Here is a 16,523-nt window from a genome sequence, read left to right on the forward strand (position 1 = left end):
CGGTGGGCCTGCTCCAGCGTGACCCCTTTTCGCTGATGCAGGCCCACCGTCAGTTTATTTCGATTGCTCTTGAGCGAGACCGAGCTGCTTCTGCCGTGCGCGCCGGGCCATCATGTTCAGCATCTCGACCCCGGCGGAGAACGCCATGGCGGCATACACGTAGCCCTTTGGTACGTGGGCACCGAAGCCTTCCGCGATGAGGGTCATGCCGATCATCAGCAGGAAGCCGAGCGCGAGCATCACGACGGTCGGGTTCTCGTTGATGAATTTGGCCAGCGGGTTCGCCGCCAGGAGCATCACGGATACCGCGACGACCACGGCAATGACCATGATCGCGACATGATCGGTCATACCCACCGCAGTGATGATGCTGTCCACCGAGAACACCAGGTCGAGCAGCAATATCTGCGCAATCGCGGCGCTGAAGCCCATCGTGACGGCATTGTCGAGCTGCTTGCCTTCGAACATATCGCCGCCGGGTGTCGGGTCGACACTGTGGTGAATCTCCTTGGTGGCCTTCCAGAGCAGGAACAGGCCGCCGCCGATCAGAATCATGTCCTTCCAGGAAAACGCATTGCCGAACAGTTCGATGACCGGCTCGGTGAGCTGAACGATCCAGGCCACCGTGCCGAGCAGGCCCAGTCTCAGGACCAGCGCCAGGCTGATGCCGATGCGCCTCGCGCGCTCACGCTAGCTTGTTCGTCAGAATCGAAATGAAGATCAGGTTGTCGATGCCGAGCACCACCTCCATGGCGATCAAGGTTGCCAGGGCAACCCAGGTGGTGGGTTCGGAGAAGAGCTGGATAAGCGATTCCATATGGATCTCTAGCGTGAGTGATGACGATCCCGCGTCTGGCGGGTGCGCGAGCATAGCTGGAAGGCAATCCGTAACAGAGCCCGCATTTTTGACCGCTTTGTATCAAATCGATTCAGTGCCAAGTGGCGGCTGCCTCGCGTGCGGTAACCGTCCCTATAGCGCCAGGATGCGTCGAAATCCCATGCGCCTGGGGCGCCAGAATCAGGCAAGCCAGACCGTTTGTTCTTTGGCCACCACTTGACACCTGCGGGTGCAAAGCCCGGCGGTTTCTGCTTTTATGACCTGCAGCACGCTGCGGAATACCGCCCGCCCATTCATCACGATGCATAGTGGAAATAGCTCTGGAAAATCTGACCCGAGAGGAGCTGGTGGCTGAGGTGGCGCGCTTGCGCGCGGTTCTGGGCCTGGCTGGAATCGATCCAGACCCAGCCTTGTCCCAAGTTCCCCTTGATACCCAGCCCGCCCGCGAGCAGCATCGTCAGCACCCGACAACCGTACAGTCGGGCGTTTCGAAAGATATCCCTGAAACGTTGCATGCCAGCCTCCTGGCACTGGCTGGCAGCGAGGCGCGTCAGCGCGCGATATTCGAGAGTGCGATCGACTTCGCCATCATCCTGACCGACACCGCAGGCATCATCACCGACTGGAATGCCGGCGCCGAGCAGGTGATGGGCTGGACCGCAGAGGAGATGCGCGGGCAAAGCGCCGAGCGGTTCTTCACGCCGGCCGATCGGGCCTGCGACTGGCTCGGCGAAGAGATGCAGAGCGCGCTACGTGAGGGCCGCGCCCTGGACGAGCGATGGCACCTGCGCAAGGACGGTCAGCAGTTCTGGGCAGCGGGCGAACTCTCGCCGATCCATGACGAAAACGGTGCACACCTCGGCTTCATGAAAATCCTGCGTGACCGCACCAGCGAGCACCTTGCGGGCCTCGCCATGGAAGATACCCAGGTGCGTTATCGGCTGGCCGCGAAGGCGACCAACGATGCGGTCTGGGACTGGGACCTGGTCAGCAATCACGTGTTGTGGAATGACGCGCTGGAGCAGGCGTACGGCCATCCGCTGGCAAACGTCGACAGCTCTGGTGACTGGTGGCTGGCGCATATCCATCCGGATGACCGTGCACGTATTCATCGGTCTATCCATGCGGTCATCAATGGCAGCGAGGTGACCTGGACCGACGAGTACCGCTTTCGCCGTCTGGATGGGTCCTACGCGGATATCCTCGACCGCGGTCATGTGATTCGTGACGTTCACGGCCAAGCCGTGCGGATGATTGGCGCGATGCTCGACCTGACGCGCATGCGCGCCGCCGAGGCGGCCTTGCGCCAGAGTGAGGAACGCTTCAGCACCATTCTGGAGACCATCGAGGCGGCATTCGCCATCGTTCAGGTCAAGTTCGATGCCGACGACAATCCCGTGGATTACTGCTTCCTCGAGGCCAATCCTGCGTTCGAGCGCCAGGCCGGCGTAGACCTGCGCGGCAAATGGGTCACCGAGTTCGCGCCGGACCTGGAGCAGTTCTGGTTCGAAGCCTATGGCCACGTAGCCAAGACCGGTGAGCCTGCCAATTTCGAGAACTATGCCGAGGCGTTCGAACGCTGGTTCGACGTTCGCGCCGTCCGCGTCGGCGATCCCGCCGAGCGGCGAATCGCCATTCTATTCAACGACGTCACCGAGCGCAGAAACGCCGAAGAGCGGCTTCGGATCAGCGAAGCCCTCGCCCGCGAGAACGTGCAGCGCGTCCAGCTGGCCTTGGAGGCAGGCGCGATCATCGGTACCTGGAACTGGCATCTGCCGACCGACCGCTTCACCGTGGATGAGGGCTTTGCGAACGCCTTCGGCCTCGACCTCGCTCTCGGTCGCGAAGGGCTCAGCCTCGAGCAAATCATTGCAACGGTGCACCCCGAGGACAGGGACGGGCTGATCGCTGCAATCGAAGAAGTCATTGCCCGTGGCGGCGCCTATGCGCACCAGTACCGCGTACGACGGGCCGATGGCCGTTTCTACTGGATCGAGGCAAACGGGCGCGTCGATCATGCCGAGGACGGCACGCCGCTGAGCTTCCCCGGCGTACTGATCGACGTCGAGGACCGGCGCTCCATCGAAGCGGAGCGGGATCGCGCCACCGCTGCGCTGCGCGCGCTCAACGACACGCTGGAACAGCGCGTGGCCGAGCGGACGGCAGAGCTGATCCAGGCCGAAGAGAAGTTGCGTCAGTCGCAGAAAATGGAAGCGGTCGGCCAGCTGACTGGCGGTCTTGCCCATGACTTCAACAACCTGCTGGCCGGTATCAGCGGCGCGCTGGAATTGATGAATCTGCGGATTTCCCAGGGGCGGCTGGACGATATCGACAAGTACATGTCGGCTGCGCAGGGCGCCGCCAGGCGTGCCGCGGCGCTGACCCATCGGCTGCTCGCCTTTTCCCGCCGGCAGACTCTCGACCCGCGGCCGGTTGACGTCAACATGCTGATGGAGGGCATGACCGAGCTGATCCAGCGCACGGTGGGGCCGAGCATCCTCCTCGAAACCATCAGCGCGCCCGACCTCTGGGCGGCGTCGGTCGATGCCAGTCAGCTGGAGAACGCGATTCTCAATCTCTGCATCAACTCGCGCGACGCGATGCCCGACGGCGGTCGGATCACCATCGAGACCGCCAACCGCGTGCTCGGCCCGGAGATGGCGCAGGTCTATGACCTGCCCGCCGGCGAGTATCTGTCGCTGTCCGTCACCGACACAGGGGCCGGCATGACGCCCAGCGTGATTGCAAAAGCGTTCGACCCGTTCTTCACCACCAAACCGATTGGCGAAGGCACCGGGCTGGGGCTTTCGATGATCTACGGATTCGCCAAACAGTCCGGCGGGCAGGTGCGTATCGATTCCGAGGTCGGTCGCGGAACCTCGATGTGCATCTACCTGCCGCGCTACCACGGCAATGCCGGGACCGGCACCTTGGCGCAAAGCAACTCCGCGACAGCGCTTGCGGGCGCCTGCGGCACGATTCTGATCGTCGACGACGAGCCGACTGTGCGCCTGCTGCTGATGGATGTGCTGGGCGATCTCGGCTACACACTGATCGAAGCGTCGGACAGCGTGGCCGGGCTGAAGCTGCTGCAGTCGGATGTGAGCATCGACCTGCTGATCACCGATGTCGGCTTGCCCGGTGGGATGAACGGCCGGCAGATGGCCGATGCCGGTCGCCAGGTGCGCCCCGGCCTGAAGACGCTGTTCATCACTGGTTATGCCGAGAGCGCCGCGTTGGGCAACAGCTCGCTCGGCGCTGGCATGCAGGTGCTGACCAAGCCTTTCGCGATAGATGTCCTCGCTGCCCGGGTGCTCGAGATGATGAAAGGCTAGGTCAGGCTTCGAGCGTTCTATTTCGGCCGTCCAGTTGAAGAATCGAAGCAATGCGCCTAGCCTCTCGCTCTGCTTTCAGGGCCGCCGATTCCGGCGGTTCTCACTCTTCGGATCCGTCAGTGTGGGTCGAATGAAATCACTGCTGCACCCAGGCAGGGTTGTCTCGCTCGTTTTTCTCTTCGCCATTCTCTGCGGTACAGCGTTGCTGTCATTGCCCGCTGCCCAAGCCCAGGGTGAGTCGGCGCCGTGGATCACTGCCTTCTTTACCGCCGTGTCAGCGGTCAGCGTCACCGGGCTAGTGGTAGTCGACACCGGCACCTATTGGTCCACTTTCGGCCAGGTGGTGATCATGCTGCTGTTCCAGCTCGGTGGCTTCGGCATGATGACCCTGGCAACCCTGCTCGGGTTGCTGGTCAACCGCTCGTTTCACTTGCGAACCAAGCTGATCGCTCAGGCCGAATCCCACGTGCTGGGGCTGGGTGACATCACCAGCGTGGCGAAGCTCGTTCTGGTGGTGACGCTGGTGATGGAGCTGGCGGTGATGCTGCTGCTCACCCTGCGCTTGCACCTGACATACGACCTCGCCTGGGGCGATGCAGCCTGGAGCGGGCTGTTCCACGCGGTGTCGGCGTTCAACAACGCCGGGTTCTCGATTCACGGCGACGGCCTGGTCCGCTATGCCACTGATGCGCTGATCCTGACACCGGTGATGAGCGCCATCGTGATCGGCGGGATAGGCTTTCCGGTGCTCTACGATCTGCGCAGCAAGTGGACCGATCCGCGGCATTGGTCGCTGCACACCAAGCTGACGCTGTCCGGGACTGGGGTATTGCTGGCAGGCGGCTTCCTGGCCGTGTTGCTGTTCGAGTGGTCCAACCCGGGCACGCTCGGCCCGATGGCCTGGGCGGACAAGATGCTCTCGGCGGCCTTCGTTTCCGTCTCGGCGCGTACAGCCGGCTTCAATGCCATCGACATCGGCGCGCTGACCCACGAGAGCTGGGCGCTGCACTATTTTCTGATGTTCATTGGCGGTGGCAGTGCCGGTACCGCGGGCGGGGTCAAGGTCGGAACAGTGGCCATCCTGGCGCTGATGGTGATCGCCGAGATTCGCGGCCGGCCCGATGTCGAGGTGTTCGGCCGTCGGGTCGGCAGTTCCGTGCAGCGCCAGGCCATTACCGTGCTCGTGCTGGGCAGCGCGCTGGTGGTGCTGGGTACGCTGGTCATCCTGCGCGACACCGATATCCCGACCGATCAGGTCATCTTCGAAGTCATTTCGGCATTCGGCACGGTCGGCCTGTCCACCGGCATTACCGCGGACCTGCCGGAAACCAGTCAGCTCATGCTGACCCTACTGATGTATGTCGGTCGGGTCGGCACCATCACGCTGGCCGCTTCCCTCGCACTGGGCGAGCACCGCATGCCATACCGCTATCCGGAGGAACACCCAATTGTTGGCTAAATTGTTGTTTTCAGAGCAGTTTTCGTTCTCTAAAGGCGACAGCGTGGTGGTCATCGGGCTGGGGCGGTTCGGCAGTTCGGTGGCGCGCTCATTGACGCGTCTGGGCCATGATGTGATGGGTATCGATCAGGCGGCGGAGCCCGTGCATGCCTGGGCCGACCTGCTGACCCATGCGGTGCAGGCCGATTCCACCAATGTCATGGCGCTGCGGCAGCTCGGCGTCGCCGATTTTCCCCACGCGATCGTCGGCATCGGCTCCGACATGGCGGCAAGCCTGATGACCATCATGGCGCTGACCGAGCTGGGCATCAAAGACATCTGGGTCAAGGCGCTGACGGCCGAGCACGGGCAGATCGCGACGCGGATCGGCGCGCACCATGTGGTCTATCCCGAGGCGGACATGGGCGAGCGGGTCGCCCATCTGATCTCCGGGCGGATGGTGGATTTCATCGAGTTCGACGACGGTTTCGCCATCGCCAAGATCCATGCGCCGGAACGCGTTCATAACGCGACGCTCGCCGCCGCCGGGGTGCGCGAGAAGTTCGGCGTGACCGTCGTGGGCCTCAAGCGCGCCAATGAGGATTTTCAGCATGCGACGCCCAGCACCCAGGTGCTGCCGGGTGATCTGCTGATCGTTTCGGGCCCGACCCATGACATCCAGCGTTTCGCCGGCCAGGGGCGCAAGCGAAGCTGAGGCCTGGGGCTACGCGCTCCTTTAGTGCGGCAGCCGAGAGGCGACTACGCTTCTCGGGCGGTCGAGCCTGCGATTCAGTGATCGATAGCCTGGGCTCGCTGCTTCCTTCGTTGAATTAGAGGACGCCGAACGTGAACTCATTAACCGGTGGCTGCCTGTGCGGCAACGTGCGGATCATGACGGTGGGGCAGCCTTATCGCGTCGGGATCTGTCATTGCCTGGACTGCCGCAAACATCATGGCGCGCTGTTCTATGCGGCTGCGGTGTTCCCCCAGGATGCGGTAACCGTCGAGGGCGAGACGGCCGAATATGCCGGACGGCATTTCTGCCCGTGCTGTGGCTCGTCTGTTTTTTCCCGCCTCGCCGATGAAATCGAGGTGCATCTCGGCGCCCTGGATGCACCCGACCAACTGACGCCGACCTACGAATGCTGGACCGTGCGTCGCGAAGGCTGGCTGCCGCCGTTTCCGCTCAACCGGCGCTACCAGCACGATCGCGACGACTCCAGCCGCTTCGAATGAGCGTCATTGGCCGCTGGCGATCAGCGGCTGCTCTGTTTTCTGGGTGTTCGGCAGCACGCGAATCGCGATGAATTTCGAAGTCGGCGTGTGGCTGCGCTCGCCAAAGCTCTCCAGCGGCACCAGCGGGTTGGTTTCCGGGTAGTAGGCGGCGGCCTGGCCGGGCGGGGTGTCGTAGGCGAGCAGGGTGAAACCGCGCACGCGGCGTTCGATGCCGTCGTCCCACAGCGAGAGCAGATCGACCTGCTGGCCGGCTTCCAGGCCCAGTCGCTGGATGTCGGCGGGATTGACGAACACCACATCGCGCATGCCTTTTACCCCACGATAGCGATCATCCAGACCATAGAGCGTGGTGTTGTACTGATCGTGGGAGCGCAACGTCTGCAGGATCAGGTCGGCCTCCACGCCGCCGTGGCGGGCCTGCTCGGGTAGCAGATCGGCCGGCAACGGGTGCGCCTTGAGCTCGGCGCGACCGCTGGCGGTGTTCCATTCGCGCCGGGCAGCGGCATTGCCCAGGTAGAAGCCGCCAGGGCGATGCAGGCGGTGGTCGAAGCCGGTGAAACCGGGAATGGTCGCCGCAATCAGCTCGCGGATACGGGCGTAGTCCTCCACCAGCCAGAGCCAGTCCACCGGGCGCTTGCCCAGCGTGGCGGCGGCGATGCCGGCGACGATGGCCGGCTCCGAGCGCATCTCGGCGGACGCGGGCTCGAGCTGGCCGCGGGAGGCGTGGATCATGCTGAACGAGTCTTCTACGGTGACCGCCTGCGGGCCGCAGGCCTGGCGGTCGATGTCGGTGCGGCCGAGGCACGGCAGGATCAGCGCGTCGCGGCCCATGGTCAGGTGACTGCGGTTGAGCTTGGTGCTGATCTGTACGGTCAGTTCGCAGTTGCGCAGCGCCTGCTGGGTGCGCGGGGTGTCCGGCGTGGCCTGGGCGAAGTTGCCGCCGAGACCGATGAACACCTTGACCTGCCCGGCGAGCATGGCCTGGATGCATTCCACGGTGTTGTATCCGGGCTGGCGCGGCATCGGCAGGTCGAACTGGCGCTGCAGTGCATCGAGCAGCGCAAGCGGCGGCCGCTCATTGATGCCCATGGTGCGGTCGCCCTGCACGTTGCTGTGGCCGCGCACCGGGCAGGCGCCAGCGCCGGGTTTGCCGAGGTTGCCGCGCAACAGCAGTAGGTTGGCGATTTCCTGGATGGTCGCCACCGAGTGCCGGTGCTGGGTAATGCCCATCGCCCAGCAGACGATGACCCGTTCGGCGTTGCGGTAGATCTCCGCGGCATGGCGAATGGTTTCGCGATCGAGCCCCGACTGCTGCTCGATCAGCGCCCAGGGCGTGGCTTCGACCTCGGCCAGATAGGCGTCCAGCCCGTGGCTGTGCTCAGCCAGAAACGCGTGATCGAACACCGCCGGCGCGCCGCTGGCCTGGGCTTCCTGCTCCCATTGCAGCAGGTACTTGGCGATGCCGCGCAGCACCGCCAGATCGCCACCGAGATTGGGCCGCAAGTAGGCGCTGTGAGTCGGCGCGTCCTGGTTGGCGAGCATCTCGATGGGCTTCTGCGGGTGCTGGAAGCGTTCCAGCCCGCGCTCGCGCAATGGATTGAAGCAGACCACCTGAGCGCCGCGCTCCACAGCCTGCCGCAATGGTTCGAGCATGCGCGGATGGTTGGTGCCGGGGTTCTGCCCGAGGACGAAGATCGCATCGGCGTGATCGAAATCCTCCAGCGTCACCGTGCCCTTGCCGACGCCGATGGATTCGGTCAGGGCGACGCCGCTGGCCTCGTGGCACATGTTCGAGCAGTCGGGAAAATTGTTGGTGCCGAAGCTGCGACCGAACAGCTGGTAGAGATAAGCCGCTTCGTTGCTGGCCCGGCCGGACGTGTAGAAGGCTGCCTGGTGCGGGCTGTCCAGGCCGTTCAGGTGATGGGCGATCAGCGCAAAGGCATCGTCCCAGCTGATCGGCAGGTAGCGGTCGCTGGCGGCGTCGTAACGGACCGGTTCACTCAGGCGACCTTGGTATTCGAGCCAGTAATCGCTCTGCTGGCGTAACTGGCTGACGCTGTGGCGGGCGAAGAAGGCGGCATCCACGCGGCGGCGCGTGGCTTCCCAGTTCACTGCCTTGGCGCCGTTTTCGCAGAACTTCACCGCACCGGCCTCCGGCGAATCACCCCAGGCGCAGCCGGGGCAGTCGAAGCCGCCGTTCTGGTTGGTGCGCAGCATGGCGCGGATGTTCTTCAGCGCGTTGCCACTGCCGAGCCAGGCGCTGGCCACGCTGCGCAGCGCGCCCCAGCCGCCTGCCGGGCCGGCGTAGGGCTGGAAACGGGTGGCGGGATGGAAGCGGGACGTGCGGCTCATGGGTGGTATCCGTTCTGATCGGGCAGGGCTGGCGCCGGGCTATAGACCCGTGGCGCACTGCGATGAGGTAGGTGAATGAGGTTCAGGTTGTGTCGGCGCGCCCATTCGACGGTGAGTTGAGTCGGTGCCGATAGGCTGACTAGCGTGCCGATGTTGGCGCGCACGGCCTTGTGGATCAGCTCCAGGCTGCAGCGGCTGGTGACCACGACGAAGCCTTCGCTTGGCGTACGGCGCTGCAGCGTCAGCGCACCGATCAGCTTGTCCAGGGCGTTGTGCCGGCCGATGTCCTCGCGGCACAGGGCGATCTCTCCGTTGCCGTCGACATACAGCGCCGCGTGCAGTGCGCCGCTGTCGCGGGCCAGCAGCTGGGCGTTGGCGATGCGCTGGCGCAGATCGTGGAAATGCCCTTCGGGCGGCAGATCGATTGGCGAAAGTGGTGCGAGCTGCGGCAATGCCTGCTCCAGCGCCTGCACACCGCACAGGCCACAACCGCTGTGGCCGGCCAACTGCCGCCGTTGCTGCTTGATGTGCCAGAACGCCCGCGGGCTCACCTGCACTTCGGCATGCTGCGCGCTGCCATCGCCCCGCAAACGCAGGTCGCGTAGATCATCGATGCACTCGATCAAGCCGGCGCTCAGGCTGAAGCCGATAACGAAGTCTTCCAGATCCAGCGGTGTCACCATCATCACGGCCTGATTGAGGCCGTTGTAGCTGATGGCCAAGGCACATTCGTCAGCCAAGGGCGCCGCGCCGAGATCCGGAGCATTGGCGCTTGGGGCGTTGAGGGTGGCGTATTGCATGGCGGTTGCCTGCGACAGGTCGACGCAGGGAGCCTAGGAGCACGGGGAAGGATCGTCCAATCGCTATGTTCGATAGAGCAATCGAGCGTATCGATCGCCCGTCAGGGGATGGCGGGCCTTTGCCGCTGCAACAGCTCGCGCGCTTCGTTGAAACAGGCTTCGCCCAGCGCGGATCGAGGTGAGCCGCGGCGCAGAATCAGCCCCAGCGGCGCGAGGGTACTGGCATTGTCGATGGGCGTTAGGGTCAACCGGCTGTCCAGTGCTTCGAGGCCGCTATCCAGCGGCATGATTGCGCAACACAGGCCGGCCCCTACGGCCTGTAGCAGATGGTGCACGGCATCGGTCTGCAGCCGCGGTGCCAGGCTAAGGCCACGGCTACGCAGCGCGTGATCGATGGACTGGCGAAAATGCATGCCCCCGGTCAAAAGGCCAAGCGGCAGGTCGAGGAGGGCCTCCCAGCTCAGCGCACCTTTGTCGAAGCTGAAATGGCGTTCGTCGTGCAGCAGCCCCATTCGAGTTTCGCCTAATGGCAGGCTGGTGAAGTGCGCATCGTCCAGCCGTTCCAGATAGGACAGGCCCAGGTCCAGCAGATTGCGATTGAGCCGTTCGAGGATTTGTTCGCTGCTTAACGCGAACAACTCGAAACGCAGATTTGGGTGGCGCTCGCCGAAGGCCTGTATCAACTGCATCGGGTCGAACCCGGCCAGCGGCACCACGCCCAGGCGTAAGGTGCCTACCAGCTGGCCGCGACAGGAGGCGGCTTCGGCGAGCAGGCCGTCCTGCGCCGCGAGCAGGCTACGCGCCCAGGCCAGAATGCGCTCGCCCTCGGGGGTGAAGCCCTCGAAGCGCTGGCTGCGGATTACCAGTTGCAGGCCGAGTTCGTCTTCGAGGCTGCGCAGGCGCATCGAGAGGGTCGGCTGAGTGATATGGCAGCGCGCCGCCGCCTGACCGAAATGCCGCGTTTCGTCCAGCGCCACGAGAAACTTCAGCTGCTTGATATCCATGCCCGCTCGCCTCGAAGGTAGTGCGGGTGGCACCTTAGCATGCTGTCAGGGGGCGTCGAACAGCGGCTGCAGCCCGCTGGGCACCACGCCGGTCCAGCGCTTGAAGGCGCGGCGGAAGTTGGTGGTGTCGTTGAAGCCGAGGTGCCGCGCCACGGCCTCATTGCCGAGGCCGCGGGCCTGATAGAGGTAGAGCGCGACGTGCGTGCGCACCAGATCGAGTTGTTCCTGAAAATGCGTGCCGTGCTTGGCCAGCTTGCGCTTGAGCGTCGCCGAGCTCATGGCGAACGCCAGCGCGACGCGCTCCAGGTTCAGCGGCTCGCGGATGTTGTCATGCAGGTATTGGTAGAACGCATCGAGAAACGCACAGGGGCCTTCCAGCGCCTCGATCTGCTGCTGGCTGGCCTGCTGCGCGACCTGGCCTACCGTGGCCGAAGCATCGGGCCAGGGCTGATGCAGGTACTCGCGAGGCAGGCTGAGCAGGGTCAGGTGGCGGTCGAACTGCAGCGCGTCACCCAGGTGCACCCAGTACTGCTCGACATGGCGCGGTTGCGGGTAGGCGAACTGGAAACGCCACGGCAGGCGCAGGCCGCTGCCGCGCTTGCACAGCGCGACGATGGCGGTCAGGTGCGCCTCGATGAGAAACCGTTGGTGGCGGCCGGCGCTGCCATTGTCCAGCCAATAGATGTGCAGCTGCTGCTCGTCCAGCAGCAGCCTCGGCGCCAGCAGCGGGCAGAGCAGGGCGCGGAACTGGCTAAGCCGCTCCAGCGCCTGTTCGAGGTTGCCGGCGTTGGCCAAGGCAAGGCTGACATCGCCGTAGTGCCCGGGCAGCAAGCGCTGGCCGAACAGAAAGCTGCTGTCCGCAGCACCCAACAAGCGCTCGGTATTGCCGATGAGCGTCAGCAGCTGCTCCGGGCTGACGCGGGCGCGGCCGCTGGCGACGTCCTCGTAGAACAGCCCGCTGCCGCGCAGCAGCGCATGGCTGTCGATACCGCGCGAGAGTGCCAGGTCGAGCAACACCGCCGGCTGGTGGTGGGCGGCGATGAAGCGGGTGTCCCATTCGTACCAGCGTAACGGGCTTTCCATGGTCGCCTCAGGCGCAGCGTGGCAGGGACTGCTTGGCCTTGGCCAAACCGAGGTTGAGGCGTTTGAGCAACTGCTCGGCATCGTCGTCGAAGGCCATCACCACCGCGGTGCTGGCGCGCAGATGCAGGCGCTCGCCGTGCTGGCGCGTCTTGTGCGCGAGGCTGGCGACGGCGGTCTGCAACTCCTCGGCGAGCTGCCGCGCCTGTTGCTCGGCGGTATCGGGCAGCAGCACGACGAAGCGATCCCCGGCGAGGCGGCAGAGCAGGTCCTGATGGCGCAGGTTGAGCACCAGCAACTGCGCCACGGCCTGCAACACGAGGTCCCCTTCTTCCTGACCGTAGCGCTGGTTGACCCGGCTGAACTCGTCGAGGTCCACCGCCAGCAGCGACAGCGGCCTTTGCTCGTCGGCGGCCTGGCGCAGGGCCGAGTCCAGTTGCCGACGCAGGTACTCGGCCGTGCCGAGCGGGGTCAGGTTGTCGAACAGGCGATGCTCGCGGAAAAGCCGTTCGCGCTTGTGCATCTGCGCGTTGATGGCGCGCTGTTCCTGGTTCAGGTGGTAGATGCCGAAGGTCAGCAGGATCAGGCCGACCGGCATGGGCGCGGTTTCCAGCCAGTTGTCCCAGGCGATGGTGGCGGGGATCTGGATGAATTCGTCGAGCAGGTCCATCCACCAGGAAAAACAGATACAGGCCAGCCCCAGCGCCAGCAACCGCGTCACCCGGCCGGCCGGGCGGCTGTGCAGCAGCATGATCAGCCAGGCGAGGGCGAGGGCGGCGCAACCGCCTTCGCCGACCACGTCCATCCAGTCGATCTCGCCCCAGGATTTGAGCTGGCCGACGGCGAGGAGCAGCTGCAGGCCGACGTTGGCGGCCAGAGCGAGACCGAGGAGGGTGAGGGTGTGGAGTTTGAGGAGGGATTTCATCGGGTCTCCGTGGCGAGGGATCGCGCCAGTGCGTGAGGGCACGGAAACAGATGGATGTGACGGTTGGATGAATGGGGTGGGGGTTGAATTGGCTCAGGTTTTTTTTGGTTGATTGGACAGTTTGGTGGGGGGCTCGGGAATGTGGTTTGTCCTGATGGATCGGATCAGTTCTGGACGAGGTGCTTGCTGCATCGAGTCTATGCCGATTGCCGAGTTGCCTGGCGATTTAGGTTTCGCCCTGCTGGGCGAGTCACTTTCTCTTGCCTGGCCAAGAGAAAGTAACCAAAGAGAAGGCCACCCCGACATCCGGGTTTTGCTTCGCAAAACTCCCCTCCCTCCGGCGCTGCTCCGGGGGCCGTCGCGAAGGGACGTCCCTGTCCCTTCACTCCTCGCTCGGCGTCCTGCCTCGCGTCCCCCTGCGCAACGCCTACGTTCGGCCTCCTGACGGGGGAGTTAGTCCGAGATGCCTGACAGATTGAGAGGCTTGGTTTGTAGTTTTTGATCGATTGAAAACTATCAGGCGACTCCAATCGCCCCTTCAGGAGGGTGAACGGAGTCGTCGCGTAGAGGGGCGAGCGGCATGGATGCCGCGAGAGCCGTAAAGGGCCATGGATGGCCCTTGTACGGCGACCCTCGGAACGGCGGCGTAGTGAACGAACCCGGAGCGAAGCGAAGGGCCGGATGCAGGGGCAAGCGTTTTTGCCTACTTTTTCCGCGACTGGAAAAAGTAGGTCGCCCAGCAGGGCGAAACAGAGCTACCGGATACACGAAAAATCGGACTTGGCGCGGTGCTTATCCACCGCACCACAAAGCTATGGTCGCGCTCAAAAAACAGGTCATATCAGCTCAATCCCGCTCGCAAAATCCCCGAAAACCCCCTGTTCCAAGCCCTCCCCGAACCTCCTGTCACAGAACCGCCATATCCCCCACCTACCGTCCGCTGCAGTTCCGGGATGGACCCGGTAAACACCGTTCGGGGGATTGTTCATGAGCACATACCGCAGCGGCATCCGCCATGCAGGATTCCGCATCAGCCTGCTGGCTCTGGCCGTCAGCGCCGGTTCGGCCTGGGCCGAGGAGCCGCTTGTCATCGAGCACGTCGAAGTCGTCGGCCAGGCCGTCAGCATCGATAAAGCACTGAAGGACCAGCGCCGTTCCGACAGCGTGAAGAGCGTCGTACATGCCGATGGCATCGGCCAACTGCCGGACGACAACGCCGCCGAGGCCCTGCAGCGCATTCCTGGCCTGTCCGTCGAGCGCGACCAGGGTGAAGGGCGCTTCGTAAGCGTGCGCGGCATCGCGCCGGATCTGAACAGCGTCACCATCAACGGCACCCTGGTGCCCTCACCGGAAAGCGGTCGTCGCGCGGTAGCGCTGGACGTGCTGCCCTCGGAACTGGTGCAGTCGCTGTCGGTGGTCAAGACGCTGACTCCGGACATGGATGCCAACTCCCTCGGCGGCACAATCGAAGTGGAGAGCTTGTCCGCCTTCGATCACGATGGGCTGTTCTACAGCATCAGCGGCGAGGGCAGTTACGACGATAACGTCGACAAGACCAGCCCGAAATTCTCTGGTGCGATCAGCAATCGCTTCAGCCTGGGCGATGGCATCGACAACTTCGGCGTTGCCGCGGCGGTTAGTTGGCAAGAGCGCGATTTCGGTTCGGAGAACGTTGAAACTGGCGGCAAGTGGGATTTCGAGGACGCGGCCCGGTTGGAGGAAGTCGAGCAGCGTGATTACGAAATCACTCGTGAACGCACCGGCTTTGGCTTGAACTTCGACTACAAGCCGGATGACGTCAGCAGCTACTACCTGCGCACGCTGTATAGCCGTTTCAAAGACACCGAAACCCGGAATGCCGCGGGCGTCGAGTTTGCAGATCCCCAGGCTCCCGGCGAGACCGGCGATGCCGAGGGCTGGCGCGAGCTGAAATCCCGCGAGGACACCCAGACCATCCAGTCCTACGTGTTCGGCGGCGAACGCATGATGGGTTTGTGGACGCTCAGCGGTCAGGCCGGTTACAGCCAGGCGCGCGAACGCAACCCAGGCGGTATTGCTGGTGCGACATTCGAAGGAGACTTTGCGGACGTCGGCTATTCCAGCAGCCGCAAGCCGCGTCTGACAGCGGGCTCGGCATTCTACGATCCGAACGCGTTCGAACTGGACGAGGTGGAGTGGGAGAAGAGCGACACCCGCGACCGCGAAAAGAATATCCGCCTGGATCTGGCGCGCGAATACGACATCCAGGGGTACGCCGCACAAGCCAAGTTCGGCGGCAAGGTCAGCCGACGCCACAAGGACAACGACAGCGAGGTCTGGGTTTACGACGACTTCGACGACCTGACCTTGGCTGATTTCCAGAGTGGCAAGGTCGATTACGCCCTCGGCCGCTTTGGCCCGGGGATCAGTGCTTCGGCTATCAAGGGTGCCATCGCCGGTCTGGATTCCAGTCAGTTCTACGACGAGGAGGAGTCACGCATCAACGACTTCGACATGCACGAGGACATCAACGCTGGCTACCTGATGAACACCGTGGACATCGACCGCTGGCGCTTCATTGCCGGCCTGCGCTACGAAGGCACCCGCTTTCGTGCCAAAGGCACCGGCATGCGCGATGACCAGTTCGAGTCGATTTCCAGTAGCAACAGCTATCACCACTGGCTGCCAGGCCTGCACGCACGTTATCAGCTGACGCCCGACACCATGATTCGTGCTGCCTGGACCAACAGCGTAGTCCGGCCGACCTTTGGCCAGCTTGCGCCTGGCTTCGTTATCGACGGCGACGATGCCTCGTTTGGCAACCCTGATCTCAAGCCGCTGGAGTCGGTGAACTACGACCTGGGCATCGAGCATTACATGGGGCGCGCCGGCGTGGTGTCGGCCTACCTGTTCTACAAGGACATCGACAACTTCATCTACAACACCGACCTCGCCGGCACCGGCGAGTGGGGCGCGTTCGATGAAGCCCTGAGCTTCCAGAATGGCAGCAGCGCCAAGCTCTACGGCCTGGAGCTGGCCTACTCGCAGAAGCTCGACTGGCTGCCCGCACCGTGGAACGGTGTATTGCTGGGCGCCAATGCCACCTTCAGCCAGTCCGATGCGGACATCGAAGGGCAGGGCATGAAGCGCAGCATCGACCTGCCGAATCACTCCGACACGGTCGCCAACCTGATGCTCGGCTGGGAGAACGATCGCCTCAACGTGCGCCTGGCTGCCAACTACAAGTCCGATTACCTGTACGAAGTGGCCGGCATCGACGACAAGGCCCACGACCTGTACGTCGACGACCAGCTGTTCATCGACTTCAAGGCCGGCTACTTCCTCACGCCGAGCCTGCAGCTGACCTTCGAGGCGCTGAACCTGACGGACGAGTCCTACTACGTCTACACCGGGCGCCACGCCTTCAACGCTCAGTACGAAGAATACGGCCCGACCTACAAGCTCGGCCTGACCCTGACCCACTTCTGACCTTATGCCGCCCCGGTGCCCGCCGTCCCCCTTTCGGCCGGGCATCG

The 16,523-nt window shown here is 63.9% G+C and carries 10 protein-coding genes and 1 pseudogene; 5 read left to right on the forward strand and 6 right to left on the reverse strand.

Annotation, left to right across the window (positions count from 1 at the left end; genetic code table 11):
* Positions 1–54: 54 nt before the first annotated feature.
* Positions 55–817, reverse strand: a pseudogene (locus CXK91_RS01350) (TerC family protein).
* Between the two features lie 329 nt (positions 818–1,146).
* Here CXK91_RS01350 and CXK91_RS01355 point away from each other — a divergent pair.
* From CXK91_RS01355 to CXK91_RS01370, 4 genes are all read left to right on the forward strand, one after another.
* Entirely contained in the window at positions 1,147–4,173 is a 3,027-nt protein-coding gene (locus CXK91_RS01355; RefSeq protein ID WP_103454620.1) for a PAS domain-containing hybrid sensor histidine kinase/response regulator, read from the forward strand.
* Positions 4,174–4,303: 130 nt separating this feature from the next.
* The gene (locus CXK91_RS01360; protein ID WP_103454621.1) at positions 4,304–5,632 is read left to right on the forward strand and encodes a TrkH family potassium uptake protein; all 1,329 of its coding nucleotides are present in this window, start codon (positions 4,304–4,306) and stop codon (positions 5,630–5,632) included.
* Entirely contained in the window at positions 5,622–6,326 is a 705-nt protein-coding gene (locus CXK91_RS01365) for a potassium channel family protein (RefSeq protein ID WP_044315322.1), read from the forward strand. Before CXK91_RS01360 ends, CXK91_RS01365 begins: the two co-directional genes overlap by 11 nt.
* 131 nt (positions 6,327–6,457) lie before the next feature.
* On the forward strand, positions 6,458–6,847 hold the full coding sequence (locus tag CXK91_RS01370) for a GFA family protein (protein WP_044315323.1): 390 nt from the start codon (positions 6,458–6,460) through the stop codon (positions 6,845–6,847).
* A 3-nt stretch (positions 6,848–6,850) separates the two neighbouring features.
* Here the strand turns inward: CXK91_RS01370 and CXK91_RS01375 are convergent, their stop codons facing one another.
* The 5 genes from CXK91_RS01375 to CXK91_RS01395 all read right to left on the reverse strand — a co-directional run bounded on the left by CXK91_RS01375 (position 6,851) and on the right by CXK91_RS01395 (position 13,008).
* Positions 6,851–9,199: an FdhF/YdeP family oxidoreductase gene (locus CXK91_RS01375; protein WP_103454622.1), complete on the reverse strand. Its 2,349-nt coding sequence runs from the start codon at positions 9,197–9,199 to the stop codon at positions 6,851–6,853.
* Positions 9,196–9,999, reverse strand: coding sequence for a formate dehydrogenase accessory sulfurtransferase FdhD (gene fdhD, locus CXK91_RS01380; RefSeq protein ID WP_103454623.1), 804 nt, complete (start codon positions 9,997–9,999; stop codon positions 9,196–9,198). The genes CXK91_RS01375 and fdhD overlap by 4 nt, the downstream gene beginning before the upstream one ends.
* A gap of 101 nt (positions 10,000–10,100) precedes the next feature.
* Positions 10,101–11,003 (reverse strand): LysR family transcriptional regulator, encoded by a 903-nt coding sequence (locus tag CXK91_RS01385; protein WP_103454624.1) that lies wholly within the window; start codon positions 11,001–11,003, stop codon positions 10,101–10,103.
* Positions 11,004–11,048: 45 nt separating this feature from the next.
* Positions 11,049–12,086 (reverse strand): AraC family transcriptional regulator, encoded by a 1,038-nt coding sequence (locus tag CXK91_RS01390; protein ID WP_103454625.1) that lies wholly within the window; start codon positions 12,084–12,086, stop codon positions 11,049–11,051.
* A gap of 7 nt (positions 12,087–12,093) precedes the next feature.
* Positions 12,094–13,008: a GGDEF domain-containing protein gene (locus CXK91_RS01395; RefSeq protein WP_103454626.1), complete on the reverse strand. Its 915-nt coding sequence runs from the start codon at positions 13,006–13,008 to the stop codon at positions 12,094–12,096.
* 987 nt (positions 13,009–13,995) lie between these two features.
* On the opposite strand from CXK91_RS01395, the gene CXK91_RS01405 reads away from it, so the two are divergent.
* Positions 13,996–16,476: a TonB-dependent receptor gene (locus CXK91_RS01405; protein WP_103454627.1), complete on the forward strand. Its 2,481-nt coding sequence runs from the start codon at positions 13,996–13,998 to the stop codon at positions 16,474–16,476.
* The last annotated feature ends 47 nt before the right edge of the window (positions 16,477–16,523 follow it).

It is taken from the genome of Stutzerimonas stutzeri, from assembly GCF_002909485.1.
Lineage (GTDB): Bacteria > Pseudomonadota > Gammaproteobacteria > Pseudomonadales > Pseudomonadaceae > Stutzerimonas > Stutzerimonas stutzeri_AH.